Below are 23,021 nucleotides of genomic sequence, written 5' to 3'. Positions count from 1 at the left end.
CCTCGCTTCGGGCCGGGCTCACCGGCCTCGCGCGCGCCGCGCACGAGGGCGCCGGCGTCGTCGACGCGGTCCTCGTCAGCCTCGTGGACCTGCCGGACCTGACGGCCGAGGTCGTCGCCCGCGTCCTCGGCGCCGACGAGGGCACCGTCGTCGGTGCCGGCCACGCCCTGGCCCCGGACGCCGCGGACGGGCACCGCCGGGCGGTGCTGCGCCGCGCCGTCTACGACGGCGTGCCCGGCCACCCGGCCCTCATCGGTCGCGACCACTGGGAGAGCGTCGTCGCCACCGCGGTGGGCGACCGTGGCGCGCGGGACCACTTCCGCACCCACGCGCACGAGCTCGTCGAGTGCGGCGACCTCGCGACCGGCCGCGACGCCGACACCTGGAGCGAGCTCGACGCGAGCCCCTGACGCCGTTCCCCGGCAGCTGCCGGGCCGTCGACGCCCCGCCCCGCTTCCACCGGGGCCGCTCATCGGCGATGCTCGGGGCATGGAGCCCGCCCTCGCCAGCCCCGCCGACGTCGCGTCGGCCCTCGCCCGCACCGGCTACCTCGCCGACGAGGCGCTCTCCACCGTCACCTTCCTGGCCGGGCGGCTCTCGCGTCCGCTGCTGCTCGAGGGCGAGCCGGGGACGGGCAAGACGGCCCTCGCCGAGGCCCTCGCCGAGGCGCTCGGCCTGCGGCTGATCCGGCTGCAGTGCTACGAGGGCATCGACGCCACCCAGGCCCTCTACGACTGGGACTTCCCGCGCCAGATCCTGCACCTGCGGGCCGTCGAGGCGGTCTCGCGCGACGCGGGCGGCGACGCCCGGACCCTGGAGGAGGAGCTCTTCGACGAGCGGTTCCTCCTCGCGCGGCCGGTCCTCGAGGCCCTGCGCTCGGCGCCCTGCGTCCTGCTCGTCGACGAGATCGACCGCGCCGACGACGAGTTCGAGGCGTTCCTGCTCGAGGTGCTCTCGACGTGGCAGGTCACCGTCCCCGAGCTCGGCACCATCGGTGCCGCCACCCCGCCGCTCGTCGTGCTCACCTCCAACCGCACCCGGGAGCTGCACGACGCGCTGAAGCGTCGCTGCCTCTACCACTGGATCGACCACCCCGGCCTGGCCCGCGAGCTCGAGATCGTGCGGTCCCGGCTGCCCGAGGTGTCCGAGGCGCTGGCGGGCCAGGTCGTGGCCGTGGTCCAGCGGCTGCGCGCGTCGGGCGAGCTCATCAAGGTGCCCGGCGTCGCCGAGACCCTCGACTGGGCCCGCGCCCTCGAGGCCGTCGGCGCCACCCGCCTCGACACCGAGGTGGCTGCTGCGACGCTCGGTGCCGCCCTGAAGTACCGCGAGGACTCCGAGCGGGTCCGCGCCGCGCTCGACAGGCTGCTCACGGCATGACCTCGGGGGCGCTCGCCGACCGGCCGGCCGAGGCGCCGCCGGACGCGTGGCTGCTCGGCTTCGCCCGGGCCCTGCGGGCGGCGGGACTGGCCGTGACCGCCGACCGCGAGCGCACCTTCCTCGTGGCGGTCGCCACGGTCGGCGTCGCGCGGCGGACGGGCGTCTACTGGGCCGGGCGGGCCACGCTGACGTCGGTGCCCGCCGACTTCCCGGTCTACGACGAGGTGTTCGAGCGCTGGTTCGGCCCGGAGGAGGTGCGCCGGGGCTCGCGCGCGGATGTCGCCCGTCCGCCGGTGCGCCGGGCGCCGCTCGGTGCCGAGACCGAGGGCGAGGACTCGTCGGCCGGCGACACGGTCCGGGCCCGCGCCAGCGACACCGAGGTGCTCCGGCACCGGGACCTCGCCACGTTGAGCGCCGCCGAGCGCGCGGCCGCGGCGCGGCTCTTCGACGCGCTCGACCCGCGGTCCCCGCGCCGGCGGGCCCGACGCCACGTGCGGGCGCGGTCGGGCACGGTGGACGGCCCGGCGACGCTGCGCGAACAGCTGCGCCGGATGGGTGAGCCGGGCCGGATCCGCCACCGGCGCAGGGGAGTCCGGGCCCGACGCGTCGTGCTCCTCGTCGACGTGTCCGGTTCGATGAGTCCCTACGCCGACAGCCTGCTACGGCTCGCGCACGCCTACGTCCGCCGCTGTGACCACGTCGAGGTGTTCACCATGGGCACCCGGCTCACGCACGTGACCCGGGCCCTGCACGAGCGCGACCCGGACCGCGCGCTCACGGCCGCGGGACGCGTCGTGCCGGACTGGTCCGGCGGCACCCGCCTGGGCGACTCCGTGGGCGCCTTCCTCGACCGGTGGGGCCGGCGCGGCATGGCCCGGGGCGCCGTCGTCGTCGTCGTCTCCGACGGCTGGGAGCGCGACGGGCCCGAGGTGCTCGGCGAGCAGATGCGCCGCCTGGCCGGGCTCGCCCATCGCGTCGTCTGGGCCAACCCGCACCGCGGCAAGGTCGGCTACGAGCCGGTGCAGCAGGGAATCGTCGCGGCCCTGCCGCACGTTGACGACTTCGTGGCGGGCCACTCGCTCGCCGCGTTCGAGGAGCTGATCGAGGTGGTGGCCCGTGCGTGAGGTGCTCCCGGACCTGATGCGCTGGTGGTCGGCCGGCGAGACCGTCGGCGTGGGCACGGTCGTGGGCACGTGGCGCTCGGCGCCGCGCCAGCCGGGCGCCTCGATGCTCGTCGGTCCCGGCGGCGAGGCCGTCGGGTCGGTGTCGGGCGGCTGCGTCGAGGGTGCCGTGTACGAGCTGGGCCAGGAGGTCGTCGCGTCCGGCACGCCCGTGCTGCAGCGGTACGGGGTCAGCGACGACGACGCCTTCGCCGTCGGCCTGACGTGTGGCGGCATCCTCGACGTCTTCGTCGAGAAGGTCTCGCGCGACACCTTCCCCGAGCTCGGCGAGGTCGCCGCCGACATCGCGGCGGGGCGCCCGGTCGCCGTCGCGACCGTCATCGAGCACCCCGACCCGTCACGGGTCGGGCGCCGCCTCGTCATCCACGCCGAGGAGGCCGAGGAGGCCGAGGGGGCCGAGGAGGCCGGGGACGCCCGGTCCGTCTCGACCCTCGGCAGCGAACGCGCCGACGACGCGGTGCGCGACGACGCGCGCGGCATGCTCGCCCAGGGCACGACCGGCACGCTGACCTACGGGCCGGACGGTGAGCGTCGGGGCGAGGGCATGCGGGTCTTCGTCGCCGCGCACGCGCCCAAGCCGCGCATGCTCGTCTTCGGCGCCATCGACTTCGCCGCCGCGGTCGCCCGTGTCGGGGGGTTCCTCGGCTACCACGTCACCGTGTGCGACGCCCGACCCGTCTTCGCGACGGCGTCCCGCTTCCCCGGGGCCGACGAGGTCGTCGTCACGTGGCCGCACGACTACCTCACCGCCGAGGTCGACGCGGGGCGCGTCGACGCCCGCACCGTCATCGCGGTGCTGACCCACGACCCGAAGTTCGACGTTCCGCTGCTCGAGGTGGCGCTGCGCCTGCCCCACGTCGCCTACATCGGGGCGATGGGCTCGCGGCGCACCCACGAGGACCGGCTGGCGCGGCTGCGGGAGGCCGGCCTCACCGATGCCGAGCTGGCGCGGATGAGCTCGCCGATCGGGCTCGACCTCGGCGCGCGCACGCCCGAGGAGACCGCCGTCTCGATCGCCGCCGAGATCATCGCCCTGCGGTGGGGCGGTGGGGGCGAGCGTCTCGGCGACCTCGCCGGCCCGATCCACCACCACCATCCCGCGCACGACACGGAGCCGGACGCCGGGGCGTCGACCTGAACGTTCAGGCGCGCGGCCGCCAGCGCTTCCACAGCGCGGTGGCCTGCGCGCGCACCTTGCCGTCCCAGCGCAGCTGCACCTCGACGGTCATCTGCGGCTCGGACGCGTGGACGACCGCCGCGAACAGCTCGACGGTGTCGTGCAGCGGCGCCGGGCGCAGGTAGCGCACGTCGAGCCCGGCCGTGACGTACGACAGGTCGGCGCCGGGCAGTGGTGGCCACCCGCCGCGCTCCGCCTCGAGCATGACCGCGGCCGCGCTGTGGCAGTCGAGGACCGTGCTGATGATGCCGCCGTTGAGGTAGCCGAGGCCGTTGTCGTGCTCCGGCCACGGCGTGAACGACGCGGTGACGCCGTCGGCCGCCGCCGCGCCGAGCGGGTAGCTGCGCAGGCGCAGTCCGCGCTCGTTGGCCTGGCCGCAGCCGAAGCAGGGCAGGTCCGGGTAGAGCCGCTCCTGGATGCTGAGGGTCGTGACGTCGGTGTCGGGCACGGCGCCAACCTACCGGGCGGACCGCCTCGCGAAATTGGTCCAACCTCTTGATGAGTGCGCCACTCGTCGGGCAGGGTGTCGCGCATGGACGAGCATGGATTCACCCCCGTGGCCCGACGGTCGGTCTCCGACGAGGTCTTCGCCGAGCTGCGCGATGCCGTCCTGACGCGTCGCTTCGCCTCCGGCGAGAACCTCCCGCCCGAGCGCGAGCTCGCGGCCTCCTTCGCCGTCAACCGGCACGCGGTCCGCGAGGCGCTCCAGCGCCTGCAGGCGGCGGGCTTCGTCCGCGTCGTCCACGGTGGCGGCACCCGTGTCCTCGACGTGCGCAGCAGCGCGGGCCTCGACCTGCTCGCCCACCTGGCCCGCTCGGGCGGCGCGCTCGAGCCCGGCGTCCTGCGCGACGGGCTGGAGATGCGTCGCTGCATCGGGGTCGACGCGGCACGGCTCGCGGCGCTCCGGGCGACGCCCGAGGCCCGCGGGCGCGTCACCGCGGCAGCGGCCGCCTACGACGACGCCTCGTCGACGGACGCCGACCGCGCCTTCTGGCTCGAGGTGGTCGAGGCGTCCGGCAACCTCGCGTTCCGCCTCGCGCTCAACTCGCTCGTCCACGCGATCGACGCCCGGCCCGAGGTCATGGAGGCGCTGCTCGCGGCCGACCGCGCCGACCTGCTGCCGCACCGACCGCTCGGGGCGGCCATCGCGTCCGGCGACGGCGACGAGGCGGCCCGCCTCGCCGACGCCATCCTGCGCCAGGCCCTCGACGTCTGGGAGGCGCTCGGCGAGAGCGGCACGTCCCGCGTCCGTGCCGGCGCGGCCGAGGGGGCGTGATGATCGACCTCATCCTCGCGGCGATCCCGTTCTTCGTCCTGTTCATCGTCGTCGAGGTCGCCTCGCTGTGGTTCGCGCCCGACGACGACGTCGTGGGCTACGAGGTGCGGGACACGGTCACCAGCCTCGCCATGGGTCTGGGCAGCGTCGGCGTCGGCGTCGGCTACAAGGCGGTCCAGCTCGTCGTCTACGCGGCCCTCTACGAGCTGAGCCCGCTGCGCCTGGACACGGCGCTGTGGTGGACGTGGGTCGTCATCGTCCTCGCCGAGGACCTCGCCTACTACTGGTACCACCGGGCGCACCACGAGGTGCGGATCCTCTGGGCCAGCCACGTCGTGCACCACTCGAGCCGGCGCTACAACCTCTCGACCGCGCTCCGCCAGACGTGGACGCCGTTCGGTGGCGTGCCGTTCTGGGCGCCGCTCGCGATCCTCGGGGTGCCGCCCTGGGCCATCTTCCTGCAGCAGTCCGTCTCGCTGGTCTACCAGTTCTTCCTCCACACCGAGCGCGTCGGGACCCTCTGGCGCCCGGTGGAGCTCGTCCTCAACACGCCGTCGCACCACCGCGTCCACCACGGGACGAACGACGCGTACCTCGACCGCAACTACGGCGGCATCCTCATCGTCTGGGACCGGCTCTTCGGCACCTTCGAGCCCGAGGGCGAGCGCGTCCTCTACGGCTTGACCACGCAGCTGCGCACGTACAACCCCATCGTCGTCGCGACGCACGAGTACGCGTCGATCTGGTCGGACGTACGGGCCGCCGCCTCGTGGCGCGACCGCGTCGGGTACCTGCTCCGCGGCCCGGGCTGGCGGCCGCGCGGCGGCGTCGCCTGACGGCGGGCTCCCACCGAACTCCCGGGAAACTCTCGGGAACGGCGAGACGCGGACGCCCGGGCTGGCCTACGGTGGCGGCATCCCTCGGGGGGACGCGCCGCTCGCCGCGGCGTGCCAGCCCTCGAAAGGTCAGCTCATGAAGAAGCTCTGGCTCGCGCTCGTCGCGACCCTCGCGCTCGTCTCCGGGGCAGCGGCCCCGGCCGGCGCCATCACCGACGGGGCGCTCGACGGGGACGCCCACCCGTTCGTCGGGCTCATGGTCGCCCAGGACGCCAAGGGCAACCCGCTCTGGCGCTGCTCCGGCACGCTGCTCAGCCCGACGGTGTACCTCACCGCCGGGCACTGCACCGAGGCGCCTGCCGCCCACGTCGAGATCTGGTTCCAGTCCGACGTCGAGAACGGCCGCCCGCAGAATGGCTACCCCACGACGGGACAGGTCGGCGGCACGCCGTACACGCACCCCGACTTCGACACCGACGCGTTCTACCTGCACGACGTCGGCGTCGTCGTCCTCGACGAGCCGATGGCGATGCCGGCCTACGGTGCGCTGCCGTCGAGCAACCAGCTCGACGCGCTCAAGCCGCGCCGCTCGACGACGTTCACGGCCGTGGGCTACGGCCTGCAGCAGTCGTTCCCGGACGCCGCGTCGTGGAAGGAGCAGGCCCTGCGCATCCGCATGGTGGCGCACCCGTACCTGCTCCAGGTCAACACCGGGTTCACCGGCCCGCAGTCGCTGCTGCTGTCGAACAACGGGAGCTCGGGCGGCACGTGCTTCGGTGACTCGGGCGGGCCGAACTTCCTCGGCAGCTCGAACGTCGTCGCGGCCGTGACCTCGTTCGGGATCAACTCGACGTGCGGTGGCACGGGCGGCGTCTTCCGCGTCGACCGGCCCGACGTCCTCGCGTTCGTCGGCAGCTTCCTCGACTGAGCGGAGGCGGAGCGCCTCGGCCCGACCGACGACCGTTGATCCACCGTCCTCGCCGTCCTCGCCGCACCCGCGTGTCGACGCGGCATGTCGGAACGGTTCGGTGACCAACGGTCGTCGGTGGGCTCGGGTCAGTGGGCGCTGGAGGTCTTCCAGAGGTTGATGCCGCCCTCGACGGCGTGCTCGTCGATGCGGCGCAGCTCGTCGTCGGTGAACGCGAGGTTGTCGAGGCAGCCGAGGCTGTTCTCCAGCTGGCGCACCGACGAGGCGCCGACGAGCACCGAGGTGACCCGATCGTCGCGCAGCACCCAGGCCAGCGCCATCTGCGCCAGTGACTGGCCCCGCTCCTTCGCCATGTCGTTCAGGGCGCGGACGTGCTTGAGGTTCTGCTCGGTCAGCAGGTCGGTCGACAGCGACTTGCCCTGCGAGGCGCGCGAGCCCTCGGGGACGCCGTCGAGGTACCGGTCGGTGAGCATCCCCTGCGCGAGCGGGCTGAACGCGATGCACCCGACACCCTCCTCGCCGAGGACGTCGAGCAGGTCCTCCTCCACCCAGCGGTTGAGCATCGAGTAGCTCGGCTGGTGGATGAGCAGCGGCGTGCCGAGGGAGCGCAGGATCTCGACGGCCTCCCGCGTGCGCGCCCCCGAGTAGCTCGAGATGCCGACGTAGAGGGCCTTGCCCTGGCGCACCGCGGTGTCGAGCGCGCCCATGGTCTCCTCCAGCGGCGTCGTGTCGTCGAAGCGGTGGCTGTAGAAGATGTCGACGTAGTCCAGACCCATCCGCTGCAGCGACTGGTCGAGCGACGCGAGGACATACTTGCGGCTGCCGCCGCCCTGGCCGTAGGGGCCCGGCCACATGTCGTAGCCGGCCTTGCTGCTGATGACGAGCTCGTCGCGGTAGCGCCTGAAGTCCTGGGCGAAGATCGTGCCGAAGTTGCGCTCGGCGCTGCCGTAGGGCGGACCGTAGTTGTTCGCGAGGTCGAAGTGGGTGACGCCGAGGTCGAAGGCCCGGCGCAGCGTCGCGCGCTGGTTCTCGAGCGGCACGTCGTCGCCGAAGTTGTGCCAGAGGCCGAGCGAGACGGCCGGCAGGTCGAGGCCGGAGCGGCCGGTCCGGCGGTAGGTCATCGAGTCGTAGCGCGAGGGGAGCGCCTGGTAGTCGTCGGCGTGGAACGTCATGGGCGACAGTCTGCCCCGCGGGGCAGGCGCCGACGAGGCCGCGTCCCGGTCCGGCGGCCGGGTCTGCGTCCGGCGGCCGCCTCGTCCGGGGTCCGTCCGGCGTCCGTGGCGACAGCCCCTTGTGCGCGAACCGCTTGTGGCAAAGACTCACCGTGGGAAGTCAACTGCAGCGCGGCAGGAGGACACAGCGAATGACCCGTATCACCGTGAACGTCGACGGGGTCGAGTACTCCGACGACGTCGAGCCCCGGACCCTCTTGGTCCACTACCTGCGCGAGACGCTCGGCAAGACCGGGACCGTCATCGGGTGCGACACGAGCAACTGCGGCGCGTGCACCGTCCACCTCGACGGCACGAGCGTCAAGTCGTGCAACGTCCTCGCCGTGCAGGCGGACGGCCACGAGGTCACCACCATCGAGGGGCTCGCCACCGACGGCGAGCTCCACCCCGTCCAGAAGGCCTTCCACGAGTGCCACGCGCTCCAGTGCGGCTACTGCACCCCGGGCATGATCATGCAGGCCTGCGACGTGCTCAAGGACAACCCCGACCCGAGCGAGCAGGAGATCCGCGAGGGCCTCGAGGGCAACCTGTGCCGCTGCACGGGCTACCACAACATCGTCAAGGCCGTGCAGCAGGCGGCCAGGGACCTCAGCTCGCAGGCGGTGTCCTCATGACGATCACCGAGGACCGGCCCACCGAGGCGGGCGGCGAGATCGGCAGGGCCCGACGCCGCAAGGAGGACCAGCGCCTCATCACCGGCCGCACCCGCTGGACCGACAACATCCAGCTGCCCGGCATGCTCCACCTCGCCATGGTGCGCAGCCCCTTCGCGCACGCCCGGATCACCGCCATCGACACGGCCGCTGCCAAGGCGGCCCCGGGCGTCGTCGCCGTCGTCACGGGCGCCGACGTCGAGGGCAAGCAGGGCCTCGTCGCCACGGCGTGGCCGCTCAACGCCGAGCAGAAGACCCCGGACCACCTGCCGATCGTCGTCGAGCACGTCGCGTGCTCCGGCGAGATCGTCGCGGTCGTCGTCGCGCGCTCCGCGGCGGCCGCCCGCGACGCCGTCGAGCTCGTCGACGTCGACTACGAGGAGCTGCCGGCGGTCCTCGACCTCAAGGAGGCCGCGAAGGACGAGGTCCTCGCCCACCCCGACCTCGGCACCAACACGAGCGCCGTCTGGACGCTCGACTCGGCGGCCCAGGGTTCGGGCGGCGACGTCGAGGAGGCCATCGCGAAGGCGCGCGAGGGCGGCATCCTCATCGAGCGGGAGTACCGCCAGCAGCGGCTGCTGCCTGCCTTCATGGAGCCGCGTTCGACCGTCTGCGACCCGACCGGCGAGCAGCTGACCGTGTGGACCTCGACGCAGGTGCCGCACATCCTCAAGTTCCTCGTCGCGGCCACCACCGGCATGCCCGAGTCCAAGGTGCGTGTCATCGCGCCCGACGTCGGCGGCGGCTTCGGCGGCAAGCTGCAGACGACGCCGGAGGAGTTCGCGACCATCGCCGTCGCCCGGCTCGTCGGCAAGCCGTGCAAGTACACCGAGACCCGCTCCGAGTCGCTGCTGTCGGGCCACCACGGGCGCGACCAGTGGCAGAAGCTGACCCTCGCCGCCGAGAAGGACGGCACCGTCACCGGGCTCAAGGTCGAGCTGCTGGCCGACCTCGGCGCCTACGTCGGCCTCGTGGGCGGTGGCGTGCCGGTGCTCGGCGCGTGGATGTTCAACTCGATCTACAAGTTCGCCGCCTACCACTTCACCGTCCGCACGCTGCTGACGAACAAGACGTGGGTCGACGCGTACCGCGGCGCGGGCCGCCCGGAGGCGACGTATGCCATCGAGCGGCTCATGGACGAGCTCGCCGTCGAGGTCGGCGTCGACCCGCTCGAGATCCGCGAGAAGAACTGGATCACGCACGAGGAGTTCCCGTTCACGACCGTGGCGGGCATGACGTACGACTCCGGCAACTACGAGGCCGCGACGGCCAAGGCCAAGGAGCTCTTCGGCTACGACGAGCTGCGCGCCGAGCAGAAGCGGCGCCGTGAGTCCGGCGACCCGGTTCAGCTGGGCATCGGCATCTCGACGTTCACCGAGATGTGTGGCCTGGCGCCCTCGCGCATCCTCGGCGCGCTCAACTACGCCGCGGGCGGCTGGGAGTCGGCGAGCATCCGGATGCTCGCCACCGGCAAGGTCGAGGTCCTCACCGGTACCTCGCCGCACGGCCAGGGGCACGAGACGGCGTGGAGCCAGATCGTCGCCGACCGCCTCGGCGTGCCGTTCGAGGACGTCGAGGTGCTCCACGGCGACACCCAGATCGCCCCCAAGGGCATGGACACCTACGGCTCGCGCTCGCTCGTCGTCGGGGCCGAGGCCGTCGTCAGGGCCGCCGACAAGGTCATCGAGAAGGCGAAGCCGATCGCGGCGCACCTGCTCGAGGCGAGTGTCGACGACATCGAGTTCACCGGGGGTCGCTTCGGGGTCAAGGGCACCGACAAGGGGGTCGGGATGGCCGACGTCGCGCTCGCGACGTGGACCGGCCACAACCTGCCCGACGGTGTCGAGCCGAGCATCGACGCGGACGCGACCTTCGACCCCGAGAACTTCTCGTTCCCGCACGGCACCCACCTGTGCGCCATGGAGGTCGACACCGAGACGGGCGCCACGACGATGCGCAAATACGTGTGCGTCGACGACATCGGCACCATCATCAACCCGCTCATCGTCGAGGGCCAGGTGCACGGCGGCCTCGTCCAGGGCATCTCGCAGGCTCTGTGGGAGGGCGCCGAGTACGACGACCAGGGCACGCTCGTCACGGGCTCCTTCGTCGACTACACGCTGCCCACGACGGCCGACACGATCAGCTTCGTCACCGACCACACCACCTCGCCCTCCACGTACACCAAGCTCGGCACCAAGGGGGTGGGTGAGGCCGGAGCCATCGCGTCGACGCCGGCCGTCGTCAACGCCATCGTCGACGCCGTGCGCCACCTCGGCGTCGACGACCTCGTCATGCCGTGCACCCCCGAGCGGGTGTGGAAGGCCATCCAGGCGGGGGCAGCCGTCACGACCGAGGGCGACCGCGACGCCCAACCCCACTTCGACGAGGGAGCGCCGAACGCCGACCCGGCCGCCGGCCTCGGTGAAGGGAGCGACCAGTGATCCCCGCATCGTTCGACTACCTCGCCCCGTCGAGCGTCGAGGAGGCCGTCGCCGCGCTCGCCGAGCACGGCGACGAGGCCAAGGTCCTCGCCGGCGGGCAGTCCCTGCTGCCGATCCTGCGGATGCGGCTCAACGCCCCCGGCGTCGTCGTCGACCTCGGCCGCATCCCGGAGCTGCGGGGCATCTCGGAGGAGGGTGACCATCTCGTCATCGGCGCCATGACGACGTATGCCGCCGTGCTGGCGTCCGAGGCGGTGTCGACGCACGCGGCCCTGCTCTCCAAGGCGATCCGCACCGTCGCCGACCCCCAGATCCGCCACCGGGGCACCATCGGTGGGGCGCTCGTGCACGCCGACCCGGCCGGGGACGTCGGGGCGCCGGCGCTTGCGCTCGGCGCCGAGCTCGTCATCGCCGGCCCGGGTGGGTCGACGCGCACGGTCGCGGCGGACGACTTCTTCGAGGACCTCTTCACCACGGCCGTCGGCGACGGCGAGCTGCTGACGCAGATCCGCATCCCGAAGCACACCGGGTGGGGGGCGCACTACGAGAAGTTCGTGCGGGTCAGCCACCAGTGGTCGATCGTCGGGGTCGCGGCGGCGGTCCGGACCGACGGCGGCTCGATCGCCGAGGCCCGCGTCGGCCTGACGAACATGGGCTCGACGCCGTTGCGCGCGAGGGCGGTCGAGGAGGCGCTCGTCGGCAAGCAGGCCACCGACGAGGCGGTCCGCGAGGCCGTGGCGTCCGTCGCCGAGGGCACCGACCCGCCCTCGGACCTCAACGGCGACGCCGACTACCGGCGGCACCTGGCGACGGTCCTGACGCGCCGGGCCGTCCTCGCCGCGGCGGGGGCGTGATCGCCGGTGGAGCTGACCCATTCCTTCACGGTGCCGACCTCGGTCGAGGACGCGTGGGCCCTGTTCATGGACCTCGAGCGCGTCGGCGGCTGCTTCCCCGGTGCCACGGTCACCGACACGACGCACGACACCTTCTCGGGCACGGTCAAGGTCAAGCTCGGGCCCATCGCCCTCGTGTACTCCGGGTCGGGGTCGATCGTGCAACGCGACGACCTCGTGCACCACGCGGTCATCGAGGCCAAGGGCAAGGACAAGCGGGGCAACGGAACGGCCGGGGCCACGGTGACGATCACCCTGCGTCCCGACCTCGACGGCACCCGGGCGGAGGTCGTCACCGACCTCGCCGTGACCGGCAAGCCGGCGCAGTTCGGCCGCGGGGTCATGCAGGACGTCTCGGACAAGCTGCTCCAGGCCTTCGTCGCGTGCATCGAGAAGCAGCTCGGCGGCGCGGGTACGGAGCAGGCCGACGCGACAGGGGCGCCGGTCACGGCCGAGGCCTCGGCGTCGTCGGGGGCGTCGGAGGCGTCGGGGGCGTCACAGCCGTCGGGTGCGTCGCAGACGTCGGAGCCGGCCGCGGGCGTCACCTCGGCCGACGCCGCGCCCGAGGCGTCGACGGCCCGGGCAGGTGGCCAGGACGCGCTCGACCTCGGCACCGCGGTCCTGCCCGTCCTCGTGCAGCGCTACGCGCCGTACGCGGGGGCGGCGCTCGTCGGCGCCCTCGTCGGCTGGCTCATCGGCCGGCGCGGCGACTGACCAGGGCGCACGCACGACACGAGGGCCCATCCGCATCCGGTGGATGGGCCCTCGTCCGTCGCCCGGCCGCTGCTCGACGCCGGGTGACGGGCCAGTAGTGGCGCGGAGGCCATCGTCGCTCGGAACGGCGGCGGCGTCGCAGGAATTGCGCCGAACCCGCGGGCGCGCAACACGGGGTCAGTCCCGGCTGCGCGCGGCGTGCTCGGCGACGACGAGGTCCTGCCACGCCATGCCGACGCTCTTGAAGACCGTGGGCCGGTCGGTCACCCGCTCGACCCGGCCGAGGACGACGTCCCGGAGGTCACGCACGTCCCCCCAGGCGAGGTGGCCCTGCGCCGCGGCGAGGATGACGTCCCCCGCCTCACGGCGGGCCGTGGCGACGTCCTCGACGACGACGAGGGAGCGCCCGAGGAGCCGGCCCGGCAGCTCACGCCGATGTGCCTCGTGGGAGCCGATGGCCACGACGCAGGTGCCGTCGGTGACCCACGCGTCCTCGAGGACCGGGGTCGCGGACGACGTCGCGGTGACGACGACCTGCGCCTCGCGGACGGCCTGCTCGACCTCGTGGTCGTCGGCCGTCAGGGCTCGCGTCCCGAGGTGGGTGCTCGTGCCGAGACCCGACAGCCGCTGGGCCGTGGCCCGGGCGGCGTCGCGTCGGCGTCCGACGACGGTCACCGACGACGGACGCCGGATGGCGAGCAGCGCCTCGGCATGCCCGAGCGCCTGGGGTCCGCTGCCGAAGATGACGACGGACTCGACCTCCGGCGCGGACAGCGCGTCGACCGCGACCGCCGACACCGCGGGTGTGCGCAGCGAGGTGATCGCCGCGCCGTCGAGGAGTGCGCTCGGCGTCAACGTCTCGCCGTCCATGAGCACGTACACGGCCTGGATGCGCTCGAGCCCGCGGGCGCCGTTGCCCGGCGCGACCGACAGCACCTTGACGCCCGCGGCGGTGCGGCTGGCCGAGGGCATGACGAGCAGCTGTCCCGCGTCGGTGCCGAGGGCCTGGCGGGGCGGGTCGACGGCCGGGTCGAGGCCGTCGACGAGCGCCTGCCGGAGCAGGCGGCGGGCCCGGTCCGGCGAGAGCGCCCGGCGCACGGCCGTGGCGTCGACCCAGCGCGGCTGCGCTGGCGTGGGGTGCGGCACGGCTCGAATCTAGGTCACCCGCGGGCCGTCCGCGCGGCAGGGCAGCGGCGCCGCTCGGAGGGGCCGCGTCGAGGCGTGTGCGTCCGGCCAGCGGCTGGACGTAGAGTCGAGCGGTCACCCACCACCCCGGGTGGCAGACGTCAACGACGACACGAAGTCAGGACAGCATGGCGCTCAGCGTTTTCGACCTCTTCTCGATCGGCATCGGGCCGTCGAGCTCACACACCGTCGGGCCCATGCGGGCCGCCGCGCTGTTCGCCGAGGGGCTGCGCGAGGAGGGACGCCTGGGGGAGGTCGCGCGCGTGCGGTCCGAGCTGTTCGGGTCCCTCGGCGCCACCGGCCACGGGCACGGGAGCGACAAGGCGGTCCTGCTCGGCCTCACGGGCGAGCGGCCGGAGTCGTGCGACCCGCGGGCCGTCGAGGGTCGCCTGGCCGACATCCGGTCGCGCCGGCGCCTCAGCCTCCTCGGCGAGCACGAGATCGACCTCGTGGAGGACGAGGACCTCGTGCTGCACCGGCGCAAGGCCCTCCCGCTGCACCCGAACGGCATGACGTTCACCGCGCTCGACGGGTCCGGCGAGGTCGTCGCCTCGCACACGTACTACTCGGTCGGCGGCGGGTTCGTCGTCGGCGAGGACGCCGACGGGTCCTCGAGGATCGTCGAGGACTCGACGCCGGTCGCGCACCCGTTCCGGACCGCCGACGAGCTGCTCGCGCACTGCCGCGAGACGGGCAAGTCGATCGCCCGGATCATGCTCGAGAACGAGCTGTCGTGGCGCACCGAGGAGCAGGTCCGCGAGCGGCTCCTCGAGATCTGGGCCGTCATGAAGGAGTGTGTCCGCAACGGCATCGAGACCGAGGGCGTGCTCCCCGGCGGCCTGCGCGTGCGGCGTCGCGCCCCCGAGCTGGCCCGGCGGCTGCGGGTCGAGGGCAGCACCGATGACCCGCTGCGCGGCATGGACTGGATCACCCTCTACGCCCTCGCCGTCAACGAGGAGAACGCCTCGGGCGGACGCGTCGTCACCGCCCCGACCAACGGCGCCGCCGGCATCATCCCGGCCGTGCTGCACTACTACGCCAACTTCGTGCCGGGCGCCAACCGCGACGGCATCGTCCGGTTCCTGCTGACGGCCGGCGCCATCGGCGTCATCTACAAGGAGACCGCCTCGATCTCCGGCGCCGAGGTGGGCTGCCAGGGCGAGGTCGGCTCGGCGTGCTCGATGGCGGCCGGGGCGATGGCCGCCGTCATGGGCGGCACCCCCGAGCAGGTCGAGAACGCCGCCGAGATCGGCATGGAGCACAACCTCGGCCTGACCTGCGACCCGGTCGGCGGGCTGGTCCAGATCCCGTGCATCGAGCGCAACGCCATCGCCTCGGTCAAGGCCATCACGGCGGCCCGCACGGCGCTGCGTGGCGACGGCTCGCACGTCGTCAGCCTCGACAAGGTCATCAAGACGATGCGTGAGACCGGCCGCGACATGAAGGTGAAGTACAAGGAGACCGCCCGTGGTGGCCTCGCCGTCAACGTCATCGAGTGCTGACGCGTCGGGTGCGCTCGGGAGTGAAGTCGGGGCGGGTGGCGTCGAGCGCGATCCCTGGGCCGTCGTGCACGGGGATGTCGAGGATCGTGCCGTCGTGCGACGCGGCGTCCGGCTCGACGCCGAGCACCTCGCCGTACCAGCGCGCGGAGCGCGCCAGGTCGCGGACCGGGACGACGACCTGGCCGCCGTGCCGCCGGATGGGTGCGGAAGGCATCCACCGACCGTAACGAGCCACCGGCGCAGACCCGGCCGCGGTGTCCGCCCGCGGTGCGGCAGACTTGCCGCGTGCCGAGCGACCACCCACACCACGTCTCCGTGGCTGAGCACCGCGCCGCAGTGGCGGAGCTGCTCGGTGTCGCGCCCGTGGAGCGCGTCGCGCTCGACCACCGTGCGCGCGGCCGGTACCTCGCGGCCGACCTCCTCGCCCGCGACGACCTCCCGCGCTTCGACAACAGCGCCATGGACGGCTACGCGGTGCACCTGACCGCCGACCTGACCGCCGACCTGACCGACGACCCGGATGACGCGCCCACCGCCACCCTTCCCGTCGTGGGCGACGTCGCCGCCGGTGACGCGCCGACGTTCAGCCTCGGCCCGGGCCAGGCCGCGCGGGTCATGACCGGCGCCCGGCTGCCGGAGGGGACCCGGGCGGTCGTTCCGGTCGAGCGCACCGACGCCGCCCGCACCGGTCCGGCGCCGGCGTCGGTCACCGTCACCGGACCGGTCGAGCCCGGCCAGCACGTCCGCCTGCGCGGCGAGGACCTGTGCGCCGGCGGCGTCGTCGCGGTGGCCGGCGCCGTCCTGACGCCGGGGGTGATCGCGCTCGCCCGCTCCGCCGGTTGCGTCCACGCCGAGGTCCACGGGCGCACCCGGGTCGCCGTCGTCGCCACCGGGGCCGAGCTGACCGACCCCGGCCTCGACCCCGGTCCGGGAGGCATCCACGAGTCGAACTCCGACATGGTCGCCGCCCTCCTCGAGGCCGCCGGCGCCACCCTCGCCCGGATCGACACCTGCCCCGACGAGCCGGCCGTGCTCCGCGGGCTGCTCGAGCAGCTCGACGCGTCACCGACCGTCGACCTCGTCGTGACGACCGGCGGCGTCAGCGCGGGGGCGCACGAGGTCGTCCGGCAGGTGTGCGAGCCCGTCGACGGCTTCCGCTTCGTCCACCTCGCGCTCCAGCCCGGCGGGCCGCAGGGCCTCGGGCGCTGGGGCTCCACGCCGGTCGTCTGCCTGCCCGGCACGCCGACCGGCGCGTTCGTCGCCTTCCACGTGCTGGTCCGGCCCGCGCTCGACGCCCGGCACGGTGCGCCGCCGCGCGTGCCGGTCAGCGCGACGTACCGGGGGCCCCGCCGGCGCACCCGAGCGGGACGACTCCAGCTGCTGACGAGCGTCCTGTCGCCCGACGGCACGGTGCGTGCGCCCGACGCGCGTCACCTCACGGCGCTCGCGGCGGCCAACTGCCTCGTCGAGGTGCCCGAGCCGGTCGACGAGCTCATCGACGGCGACGTCGTCACGGTGCACCCGCTGTGACCGCGACCCTCGTCGCCAAGGACCTCGCCGGCGGCCACGCGCACCGCACCCTCTTCGAGCACCTCGACCTGACCGTCGCGCCCGGGGACGTCGTCGGTGTCGTCGGCCCCAACGGCGCCGGCAAGTCGACGCTGCTGCGCCTGCTCGCCGGTGTGGACGTGCCGCTCGCCGGGAGCGTCACGACCGCGCCGGCCGACGCGTTCGTCGGCTGGCTGCCCCAGGAGCACGAGCGCGTGACCGGTGAGACGGTGGCCGGCCACGTGGCGCGCCGCACCGGCGCGGCAGCGGCGACCGCGGAGATGGAGCAGGCCGCGTCGCAGCTGGGCACGGACCCGGCCGCCGACGACCGGTACGCGGTCGCCCTCGAGCACTGGCTGGCCAGCGGCGCACCGGACCTCGAGGACCGGCTGCCGGCCGTCCTCGCCGAGCTCGGCCTCGACGTCGGCACCGACGCCCCGATGACGTCGCTGTCCGGCGGCCAGGCGGCTCGCGTCGCGCTCGCCGCGCTCCTGCTCAGCCGGTTCGACGTCGTGCTGCTCGACGAGCCCACGAACGACCTCGACCTCGCGGGGCTGGACCGGCTCGAGGCGTTCGTCGCCGGCCAGCGTCGCGGCATCGTCGTCGTGTCCCACGACCGGGAGTTCCTCGCCCGGTGCGTCACCCGGGTCGTCGAGCTCGACCTGCACCAGAACGCCGTCCACGTCCACGACGGCGGCTACGAGTCCTACCTCGACGAGCGTGAGCGCGCACGGCGGCACGCGCGCGAGGCCTACGACGAGTACGCCGGCACGAAGGCCGGGCTCGAGGCGCGCGCCCGTACGGTGCGCGAGTGGTCGTCCAAGGGCGTGCGCAACGCGATGCGCAAGAGCCCCGACAACGACAAGGTCCGTCGCGCCGCCCAGCAGGACTCCGCCGAGAAGCAGGCCCGCAAGGTGCGCCAGATGGAGTCGCGGATCGCCCGGCTCGACGAGGTCGCCGAGCCGCGCAAGGAGTGGGTGCTGAAGTTCGGCATCGCCGCCGCGCCGCGGTCGAGCAGCGTCGTGTCGACGCTCGACGGAGCCCTCGTGCGCCGAGGTGACTGGACGCTCGGGCCGGCGTCCCTTCAGGTCGAGGCGCGCCGACGTATCGGCATCACCGGCCCGAACGGTGCCGGCAAGACGACCCTGCTGTCACTGCTCCTCGGCCGGGTCGCCCCCGACGAGGGTCGGGCCTCGCTCGGGGCCAGCGTCGCGGTCGGAGAGATCGACCAGGGCCGAACCGGCCTGCGCGAGGATCTTCCGCTCGGTGACGCGTTCGGCGACGCGCTGCCCGACCTCGCACCCGCCGACGCGCGGACGCTGCTCGCGAAGTTCGGGCTCAAGGCCGACCACGTCGCCAGCCGGGTCGGGCGCCTGTCGCCCGGTGAGCGCACCCGCGCCGCGATGGCGCTGCTGCAGGCCCGCGGCGTCAACCTCCTCGTCCTCGACGAGCCGACCAACCACCTCGACCTGCCGGCCATCGAGCAGCTCGAGGAGGCGCTCGAGTCCTACGACGGCGCGCTGCTGCTCGTCAGCCACGACCGTCGCCTGCTCGAGAACGTCCGTCTCGACGAGCGCTGGCACGTCGAGCACGGTCGCGTCACCCGCCTCTGACGCGACGACGCGCCAGATGGCGTCCTGTCGTGGCGATCGGCGGCGACGCGCCGCAACAGGGCGCCACGTGGTGCCTCGACGTGGCGCCGTCGGTGCGCTGTCGCCGTGACCGCCGCGTCGAGCAGGGAGGTCCGACGCGTCAGGCGGGGGAGTTCGTCGCGTCGGCGACCCACGGGCCGAGCGGCGGGTCCCACTCGCGGATGACGCGCCGCAGCACGTAGCCGCCCTGCCAGTACGGGTCCTGGTCGAAGGTGGCGCTGACCGCCTCGAGCGACTCGCCCGACCACACGATGAGGGCGGCGTTGGCGGGCTCCTGGTCGGTCGTCTCGCCCTCGCTCACCTCGTCGAGCCCGGCCTGGTACATGCCTCCGACGAGGAGACCGGGCTGGGAGGTGAGCCACTCGCGGTGCGCCGGCCGCACCGTCAGCATCTCGGTGGGGTCGTCGGGGTAGGTGTAGTGGATCGCGAAGACGGGCACGGTTGCTCCTCGGGCGGCTGTGCGGCTGTGTGCGGCAGCGGGCGGGTCAGGTGACGCGGTGGGCGCCGGTGTAGACGTTGAAGCGGGTGCCGCGCACGAAGCCGGCGAGGGTCGCGCCGGCGTCCTCGGCGAGCTCGACGGCCAACGAGGACGGAGCCGAGACTGCGGCGAGGCAGGGGATCCCTGCCACGACGGCCTTCTGGACCAGCTCGAACGAGGCGCGACCCGACACCATGAGGATGCACCCGGCGGCCGGCAGCCGCCCCTGGAGCATGGCCCAGCCGACGACCTTGTCGACGGCGTTGTGCCGCCCGACGTCCTCCCGCACCGCGAGCAGCTCGCCGTCGGAGGTGAACAGGCCCGCCGCGTGCAGGCCGCCCGTGCGGTCGAAGGACTGCTGCCTGGCGCGCAGTGCGTCGGGCAGGCCGAGCAGCGTCGATGCGGTGACGGTCATCGGGTCGGCCGCGACGTCGAAGGCGGTCCGGGTGCGCAGCTGCTCGATGCTCGCGGTGCCGCACACGCCACAGGACGAGGAGGTGAGGAAGGCCCGGGCCGCAGACGCCTCGGGCGGTGCCACGCCCGGGGCGAGCGTCACGTCGATGACGTTGTAGGTGTTCTCGTCGAAACCGCTGTCGGAGGAGGTGACCGCGCCGGCGCAGTACCGGGCCAGCGAGACGTCCTCGGCCGCGCCGATGATGCCCTCGGACAGGAGGAACCCGTGGACGAGCTCGATGTCGTGCCCGGGCGTGCGCATCGTCACCGTCAGGGGAGTGTCCCCGACGCGGATCTCGAGCGGCTCCTCGACGGTCAGGGTGTCCGGTCGGGTCGTCCGGGTGCGCTCCGGGGGTGCGGCGACGTCGACCGTCGTCACCTTCCGCCGCACCGTGACCCGTCCCATGCCGTCCAGCCTAGGAGACCCGACGGGCCGTGCGGCCCGCCGTCCACCGACGCCGTCACGAGCCCCGCGCCGACGCCGGTGGCGGGGGGTCGTCACGGCCTCTCGGCGGGTCAGTCTGGGAGATCGGCCAAGCGCCCGCCAGTCGCGAATCTCCCTGTCGCCAGGCGTTACTCAGCGTTTGGACCGGGTTTGGCAAAGACTTGGTAAGCCCCGTTGACCGGAATTCCGGACGGCTGGGAGCGTCGCGCTCGTTCCGCCGCATCTCACCCAGCGAGACGGCCGGGACACCTCTCCGAGGCGGCCGACCGAGCCGCATCCTGACAAGGAGTTCCCAGTGAATCGACTGAAGTCCGGGCTGGCGACCGGGGGCCTGCTGGCCCTCGCGCTGGCCATCTCGCCGGCAATCCCGGCGGGTGCAGCGGCAGGTGGCGGCCACGACAAGGCACCCGCCCCCGAGTCGCAGACCCTCAAGGCGACCGAGCAGTCCCGCGCGGCGGCCACCGCGAGCGCCCTCGGCCTCAAGGGGGAGGCGCTCACCGTCAAGTCGGTCATCGCCGACCCGAACGGTGCCACGCACGTCCGGTACGAGCGCACGGTGGGCGGCCTGCGCGTCATCGGCGGCGACTTCGTCAGCCACAAGGACGCGTCCGGCGCCGTCCGGAGCGTGACCTGGAACATCCGCAAGGACGTCACCCCGGCCTCGTTCTCGCCGAAGATCGCCCGCAGCACGGCGCACGCCGCCGGCCTGGCCGCCGCCCAGGCGACTCGGGACGAGAGGGCCACCCCCGGCGAGCTCGTCGTCTTCCAGTCGGCAACCGGCCCGAAGCTGGCCTACGAGGTCGTCACCGAGGGCATCAAGGCCGACCAGACGCCGACGCGCCTGCACACGATCGTCGACGCGAACACGGGCAGGACGCTGACGAGCTGGGACGACATCAAGGAGGGGACGGGCAACGGCATCTTCGTCGGCACCGTGTCCCTCGCGACGTCGGGCACGTCCGGCGCGTACACGATGAAGGACACGCACGGCAACTACGCGACCGACCTCAACCAGGCAACGAGCGGCAACGGCACGACCTTCACCGACGCGGACGACGTCTGGGGCACCGGGTCGCAGAGCAACCGCCAGTCGGCGGCCGTCGACGCCCACTACGGCGCCGGCAAGACCTACGACTACTACAACACCCAGCTCGGCCGGGCCGGCATCTGGAACAACGGCACCGGCGCCCGCAGCCGTGTCCACTACGGCCAGAACTACGTCAACGCCTTCTGGGACGGGACGCAGATGACGTACGGCGACGGCGCGAACAACGCCTCCCCGCTCGTCGAGCTCGACGTGGCCGGGCACGAGATGAGCCACGGCGTCACGGAGAACACCGCGGGCCTGGCCTACACCGGCGACGCGGGCGGCCTCAACGAGGCGACCTCGGACATCTTCGGCACGGGCGTCGAGTGGTACGCCAACAACCCGAGCGACGTGCCCGACTACCTCATCGGTGAAGAGATCGACATCAACGGCAACGGCACGCCGCTGCGCTACATGGACAAGCCGAGCAAGGACGGCGGCTCCAAGGACTGCTGGAGCAGCTCGCTCGGCGGCCTCGACCCGCACTACTCCTCCGGCCCCCTCAACCACTGGTACTACCTGGCCTCGGAGGGCTCGGGCGCCAAGACGATCAACGGCGTCAGCTACAACAGCCCGACGTGCGACGGCTCGACGGTGACCGGCATCGGCCACCTCAAGGCGGAGAAGATCTGGTACCGCACCCTCTCGACGTACCTGACCTCGAGCAGCAACTACGCGGCGGCCCGCACCGGCGTCATCAAGGCGGCCAAGGACCTCTACGGCGCCGGCTCGGCCGAGTGCACCGCGGTCGACAAGGCCATGGGCGCCATCGCCGCCCCGGCCAGCACCGAGACCTGCGGCGGCACGACGCCCCCGCCCACCGGCGGCTCGCTGACCAACGGTGGCTTCGAGTCCGGCCAGACCGGCTGGACCGGCACGTCCGGCCCGATCACCAACAACACGGGCCGTCCCGCACGCACCGGGTCCTGGAAGCTGTGGCTCGGTGGCAACGGCAGCACCGCCTCGGAGAACGAGTCGCAGACGTTCGCGGTCCCCTCGACGGCGACGTCCCCGACGCTGACGTACTACATCCGCATCGACACGGCCGAGACGACGACCACGACCGCCTACGACACGGCCACCGTGCAGATCAACGGCGTGACGAAGCACAGCTACTCGAACCTGTCGACGCCGAAGGCCTCCTACGTCCAGAAGACGATCGACCTCACCGCCTACAAGGGCACCAACGTGACCCTGAAGTTCGCGATGAACGAGGACTCCTCGCTCCAGACGAGCTTCGTCGTCGACGACGTGTCGACGAACTTCTGACCCACCCTGTCACCTCCCCTCCACCGCTTCGACGCGAGGCCGGTGTGTCGCCCACGCGGCACACCGGCCTCGCCGCGTCCTCAGGGAGGGGGCGGGTCGGCGCAGCGCGTCGTGGCGGGCGAGGACAGGGTCACGTCCGCGACGAGCGAGCCGACGAGGCCCGCGGCCTCGCCCACCGAGGGGTCGGTGAGGTCGACGGCCCGCGAGCGGTCGTCGGTGACCGAGATGGTGATGGGGTCGCTCGCGGCCGTGGTGGCCGGGTCGGCGGAGCCGCTCCCACCCGCGGGGCCGACGGTGCCGCTCCAGGGCCCCAGACGCAGGGTGCTCAGCGCACCGACGACCTGGCGCAGCTGCGGGCCGCTGAGGGTGCAGACGCGGCCGTGCACCGATCGGGTCTCCACGAGGAGCCTGCCGTCGGCGCGCAGCACGATGCGGTCGTCGAAGCCGGCGACGCCCCCGGTGCGGCGCAGCGTCAGCGGGAACTGTGGCCCGTACTCGGGTCCGATGCTGTCCTCGGCGCTCGTCGAGGCCGGCGACGTCGACGCCTCGGCGCCGGCGGGTGCGGGTGGTGTCGTGAAGTCGCCGTCGGTGGAGGGCACGTCGACGCCGCACCCTGCGAGCAGGAGTGCCACGGCTGCCAGTCCCAGGCACCGGCCTGCGCGCCCCATGGGTCCCATCGTGGACCCCGGCC

Annotated in this window: 22 protein-coding genes; 15 read left to right on the top strand and 7 right to left on the bottom strand. The window is 73.4% G+C overall.

What is annotated here, in order from left to right:
• The 4 genes from ACPYOM_RS02890 to ACPYOM_RS02875 form a co-directional block, all read left to right on the top strand.
• Positions 1-410, top strand: a 410-nt coding sequence (locus ACPYOM_RS02890) for a nucleotidyltransferase family protein (RefSeq protein ID WP_481344821.1), incomplete at its 5' end; no start/stop codon positions are given.
• 79 nt (positions 411-489) lie between these two features.
• Positions 490-1,377, top strand: coding sequence for an AAA family ATPase (locus ACPYOM_RS02885; protein WP_481344820.1), 888 nt, complete (start codon positions 490-492; stop codon positions 1,375-1,377).
• Positions 1,374-2,501, top strand: coding sequence for a vWA domain-containing protein (locus tag ACPYOM_RS02880; protein ID WP_481344819.1), 1,128 nt, complete (start codon positions 1,374-1,376; stop codon positions 2,499-2,501). The genes ACPYOM_RS02885 and ACPYOM_RS02880 overlap by 4 nt, the downstream gene beginning before the upstream one ends.
• Positions 2,494-3,696 carry an XdhC family protein gene (locus tag ACPYOM_RS02875; protein ID WP_481344818.1) on the top strand — a complete coding sequence of 401 codons (1,203 nt, stop codon included), beginning with the start codon at positions 2,494-2,496 and terminating at the stop codon, positions 3,694-3,696. Before ACPYOM_RS02880 ends, ACPYOM_RS02875 begins: the two co-directional genes overlap by 8 nt.
• Positions 3,697-3,700: 4 nt before the next feature.
• On the opposite strand, the gene ACPYOM_RS02870 is transcribed toward ACPYOM_RS02875, so the two are convergent.
• Positions 3,701-4,183, bottom strand: coding sequence for a PaaI family thioesterase (locus tag ACPYOM_RS02870; RefSeq protein ID WP_481344817.1), 483 nt, complete (start codon positions 4,181-4,183; stop codon positions 3,701-3,703).
• Positions 4,184-4,267: 84 nt separating this feature from the next.
• Between ACPYOM_RS02870 and ACPYOM_RS02865 the strand changes: the two genes are divergently transcribed.
• The 3 genes from ACPYOM_RS02865 (at position 4,268) to ACPYOM_RS02855 (ending at position 6,775) form a co-directional block, all read left to right on the top strand.
• A complete protein-coding gene (locus tag ACPYOM_RS02865; protein WP_481344816.1) occupies positions 4,268-5,011 on the top strand; it encodes a FadR/GntR family transcriptional regulator in 744 nt (247 codons plus the stop codon).
• Positions 5,011-5,847 carry a sterol desaturase family protein gene (locus tag ACPYOM_RS02860; RefSeq protein ID WP_481344815.1) on the top strand — a complete coding sequence of 279 codons (837 nt, stop codon included), beginning with the start codon at positions 5,011-5,013 and terminating at the stop codon, positions 5,845-5,847. The genes ACPYOM_RS02865 and ACPYOM_RS02860 overlap by 1 nt, the downstream gene beginning before the upstream one ends.
• Positions 5,848-5,983: 136 nt before the next feature.
• A complete protein-coding gene (locus ACPYOM_RS02855; protein WP_481344814.1) occupies positions 5,984-6,775 on the top strand; it encodes a S1 family peptidase in 792 nt (263 codons plus the stop codon).
• Between the two features lie 128 nt (positions 6,776-6,903).
• Here the strand turns inward: ACPYOM_RS02855 and mgrA are convergent, their stop codons facing one another.
• Positions 6,904-7,947, bottom strand: a complete 1,044-nt coding sequence (gene mgrA / locus ACPYOM_RS02850) for an L-glyceraldehyde 3-phosphate reductase (protein WP_481344813.1) — start codon at positions 7,945-7,947, stop codon at positions 6,904-6,906.
• Positions 7,948-8,138: 191 nt separating this feature from the next.
• Here mgrA and ACPYOM_RS02845 point away from each other — a divergent pair, with 191 nt between their 5' ends.
• Genes ACPYOM_RS02845 through ACPYOM_RS02830 form a run of 4 tightly spaced genes read left to right on the top strand, consistent with a single transcriptional unit; the run spans position 8,139 to position 12,711 of the window.
• Entirely contained in the window at positions 8,139-8,621 is a 483-nt protein-coding gene (locus ACPYOM_RS02845; protein ID WP_481340242.1) for a (2Fe-2S)-binding protein, read from the top strand.
• Complete coding sequence (locus tag ACPYOM_RS02840) at positions 8,618-11,104, top strand: xanthine dehydrogenase family protein molybdopterin-binding subunit (protein WP_481344812.1); 2,487 nt, start codon at positions 8,618-8,620, stop codon at positions 11,102-11,104. Before ACPYOM_RS02845 ends, ACPYOM_RS02840 begins: the two co-directional genes overlap by 4 nt.
• Positions 11,101-11,958, top strand: coding sequence for an FAD binding domain-containing protein (locus ACPYOM_RS02835; RefSeq protein ID WP_481344811.1), 858 nt, complete (start codon positions 11,101-11,103; stop codon positions 11,956-11,958). The genes ACPYOM_RS02840 and ACPYOM_RS02835 overlap by 4 nt, the downstream gene beginning before the upstream one ends.
• Positions 11,959-11,964: 6 nt before the next feature.
• A complete protein-coding gene (locus tag ACPYOM_RS02830) occupies positions 11,965-12,711 on the top strand; it encodes an SRPBCC family protein (RefSeq protein WP_481344810.1) in 747 nt (248 codons plus the stop codon).
• 177 nt (positions 12,712-12,888) lie between these two features.
• Here the strand turns inward: ACPYOM_RS02830 and ACPYOM_RS02825 are convergent, their stop codons facing one another.
• Positions 12,889-13,857, bottom strand: coding sequence for an ornithine cyclodeaminase family protein (locus tag ACPYOM_RS02825; protein WP_481344809.1), 969 nt, complete (start codon positions 13,855-13,857; stop codon positions 12,889-12,891).
• Positions 13,858-14,024: 167 nt separating this feature from the next.
• On the opposite strand from ACPYOM_RS02825, the gene ACPYOM_RS02820 reads away from it, so the two are divergent.
• Positions 14,025-15,398: an L-serine ammonia-lyase gene (locus ACPYOM_RS02820; protein WP_481344808.1), complete on the top strand. Its 1,374-nt coding sequence runs from the start codon at positions 14,025-14,027 to the stop codon at positions 15,396-15,398.
• On the opposite strand, the gene ACPYOM_RS02815 is transcribed toward ACPYOM_RS02820, so the two are convergent.
• A complete protein-coding gene (locus tag ACPYOM_RS02815; RefSeq protein ID WP_481344807.1) occupies positions 15,385-15,612 on the bottom strand; it encodes a VOC family protein in 228 nt (75 codons plus the stop codon). The two genes, ACPYOM_RS02820 and ACPYOM_RS02815, sit on opposite strands and share 14 nt — an antisense overlap.
• A 101-nt stretch (positions 15,613-15,713) precedes the next feature.
• Between ACPYOM_RS02815 and ACPYOM_RS02810 the strand changes: the two genes are divergently transcribed.
• Both ACPYOM_RS02810 and ACPYOM_RS02805 read left to right on the top strand, forming a co-directional pair.
• Entirely contained in the window at positions 15,714-16,928 is a 1,215-nt protein-coding gene (locus ACPYOM_RS02810; RefSeq protein ID WP_481344806.1) for a molybdopterin molybdotransferase MoeA, read from the top strand.
• Positions 16,925-18,559 carry an ABC-F family ATP-binding cassette domain-containing protein gene (locus tag ACPYOM_RS02805; protein ID WP_481344805.1) on the top strand — a complete coding sequence of 545 codons (1,635 nt, stop codon included), beginning with the start codon at positions 16,925-16,927 and terminating at the stop codon, positions 18,557-18,559. Before ACPYOM_RS02810 ends, ACPYOM_RS02805 begins: the two co-directional genes overlap by 4 nt.
• A gap of 139 nt (positions 18,560-18,698) precedes the next feature.
• Here the strand turns inward: ACPYOM_RS02805 and ACPYOM_RS02800 are convergent, their stop codons facing one another.
• Positions 18,699-19,037 (bottom strand): YciI family protein, encoded by a 339-nt coding sequence (locus ACPYOM_RS02800; protein ID WP_481340260.1) that lies wholly within the window; start codon positions 19,035-19,037, stop codon positions 18,699-18,701.
• Between the two features lie 46 nt (positions 19,038-19,083).
• Complete coding sequence (gene fdhD, locus ACPYOM_RS02795) at positions 19,084-19,935, bottom strand: formate dehydrogenase accessory sulfurtransferase FdhD (RefSeq protein ID WP_481340262.1); 852 nt, start codon at positions 19,933-19,935, stop codon at positions 19,084-19,086.
• Between the two features lie 334 nt (positions 19,936-20,269).
• Between fdhD and ACPYOM_RS02790 the strand changes: the two genes are divergently transcribed.
• The gene (locus ACPYOM_RS02790) at positions 20,270-22,330 is read left to right on the top strand and encodes a M4 family metallopeptidase (RefSeq protein WP_481340264.1); all 2,061 of its coding nucleotides are present in this window, start codon (positions 20,270-20,272) and stop codon (positions 22,328-22,330) included.
• 80 nt (positions 22,331-22,410) lie between these two features.
• Here the strand turns inward: ACPYOM_RS02790 and ACPYOM_RS02785 are convergent, their stop codons facing one another.
• Positions 22,411-22,998 carry a hypothetical protein gene (locus tag ACPYOM_RS02785; protein WP_481340266.1) on the bottom strand — a complete coding sequence of 196 codons (588 nt, stop codon included), beginning with the start codon at positions 22,996-22,998 and terminating at the stop codon, positions 22,411-22,413.
• Positions 22,999-23,021 lie beyond the last annotated feature (23 nt).

The sequence above is a fragment of the Monashia sp. HAY1-2A genome (genome assembly GCF_056755315.1).
This window is presented reverse-complemented; position numbering and strand designations above follow the sequence as displayed.

Coding starts and splice junctions, on each gene's coding strand:
- ACPYOM_RS02885 (WP_481344820.1), top strand. CDS start 490: ATGGAGCCCGCCCTCGCCAGCCCCGCCGACGTCGCGTCGGCCCTCGCC.
- ACPYOM_RS02880 (WP_481344819.1), top strand. CDS start 1,374: ATGACCTCGGGGGCGCTCGCCGACCGGCCGGCCGAGGCGCCGCCGGAC.
- ACPYOM_RS02865 (WP_481344816.1), top strand. CDS start 4,268: ATGGACGAGCATGGATTCACCCCCGTGGCCCGACGGTCGGTCTCCGAC.
- ACPYOM_RS02860 (WP_481344815.1), top strand. CDS start 5,011: ATGATCGACCTCATCCTCGCGGCGATCCCGTTCTTCGTCCTGTTCATC.
- ACPYOM_RS02855 (WP_481344814.1), top strand. CDS start 5,984: ATGAAGAAGCTCTGGCTCGCGCTCGTCGCGACCCTCGCGCTCGTCTCC.
- mgrA (WP_481344813.1), bottom strand. CDS start 7,947: ATGACGTTCCACGCCGACGACTACCAGGCGCTCCCCTCGCGCTACGAC.
- ACPYOM_RS02845 (WP_481340242.1), top strand. CDS start 8,139: ATGACCCGTATCACCGTGAACGTCGACGGGGTCGAGTACTCCGACGAC.
- ACPYOM_RS02840 (WP_481344812.1), top strand. CDS start 8,618: ATGACGATCACCGAGGACCGGCCCACCGAGGCGGGCGGCGAGATCGGC.
- ACPYOM_RS02820 (WP_481344808.1), top strand. CDS start 14,025: ATGGCGCTCAGCGTTTTCGACCTCTTCTCGATCGGCATCGGGCCGTCG.
- ACPYOM_RS02815 (WP_481344807.1), bottom strand. CDS start 15,612: ATGCCTTCCGCACCCATCCGGCGGCACGGCGGCCAGGTCGTCGTCCCG.
- fdhD (WP_481340262.1), bottom strand. CDS start 19,935: ATGGGACGGGTCACGGTGCGGCGGAAGGTGACGACGGTCGACGTCGCC.
- ACPYOM_RS02785 (WP_481340266.1), bottom strand. CDS start 22,998: ATGGGGCGCGCAGGCCGGTGCCTGGGACTGGCAGCCGTGGCACTCCTG.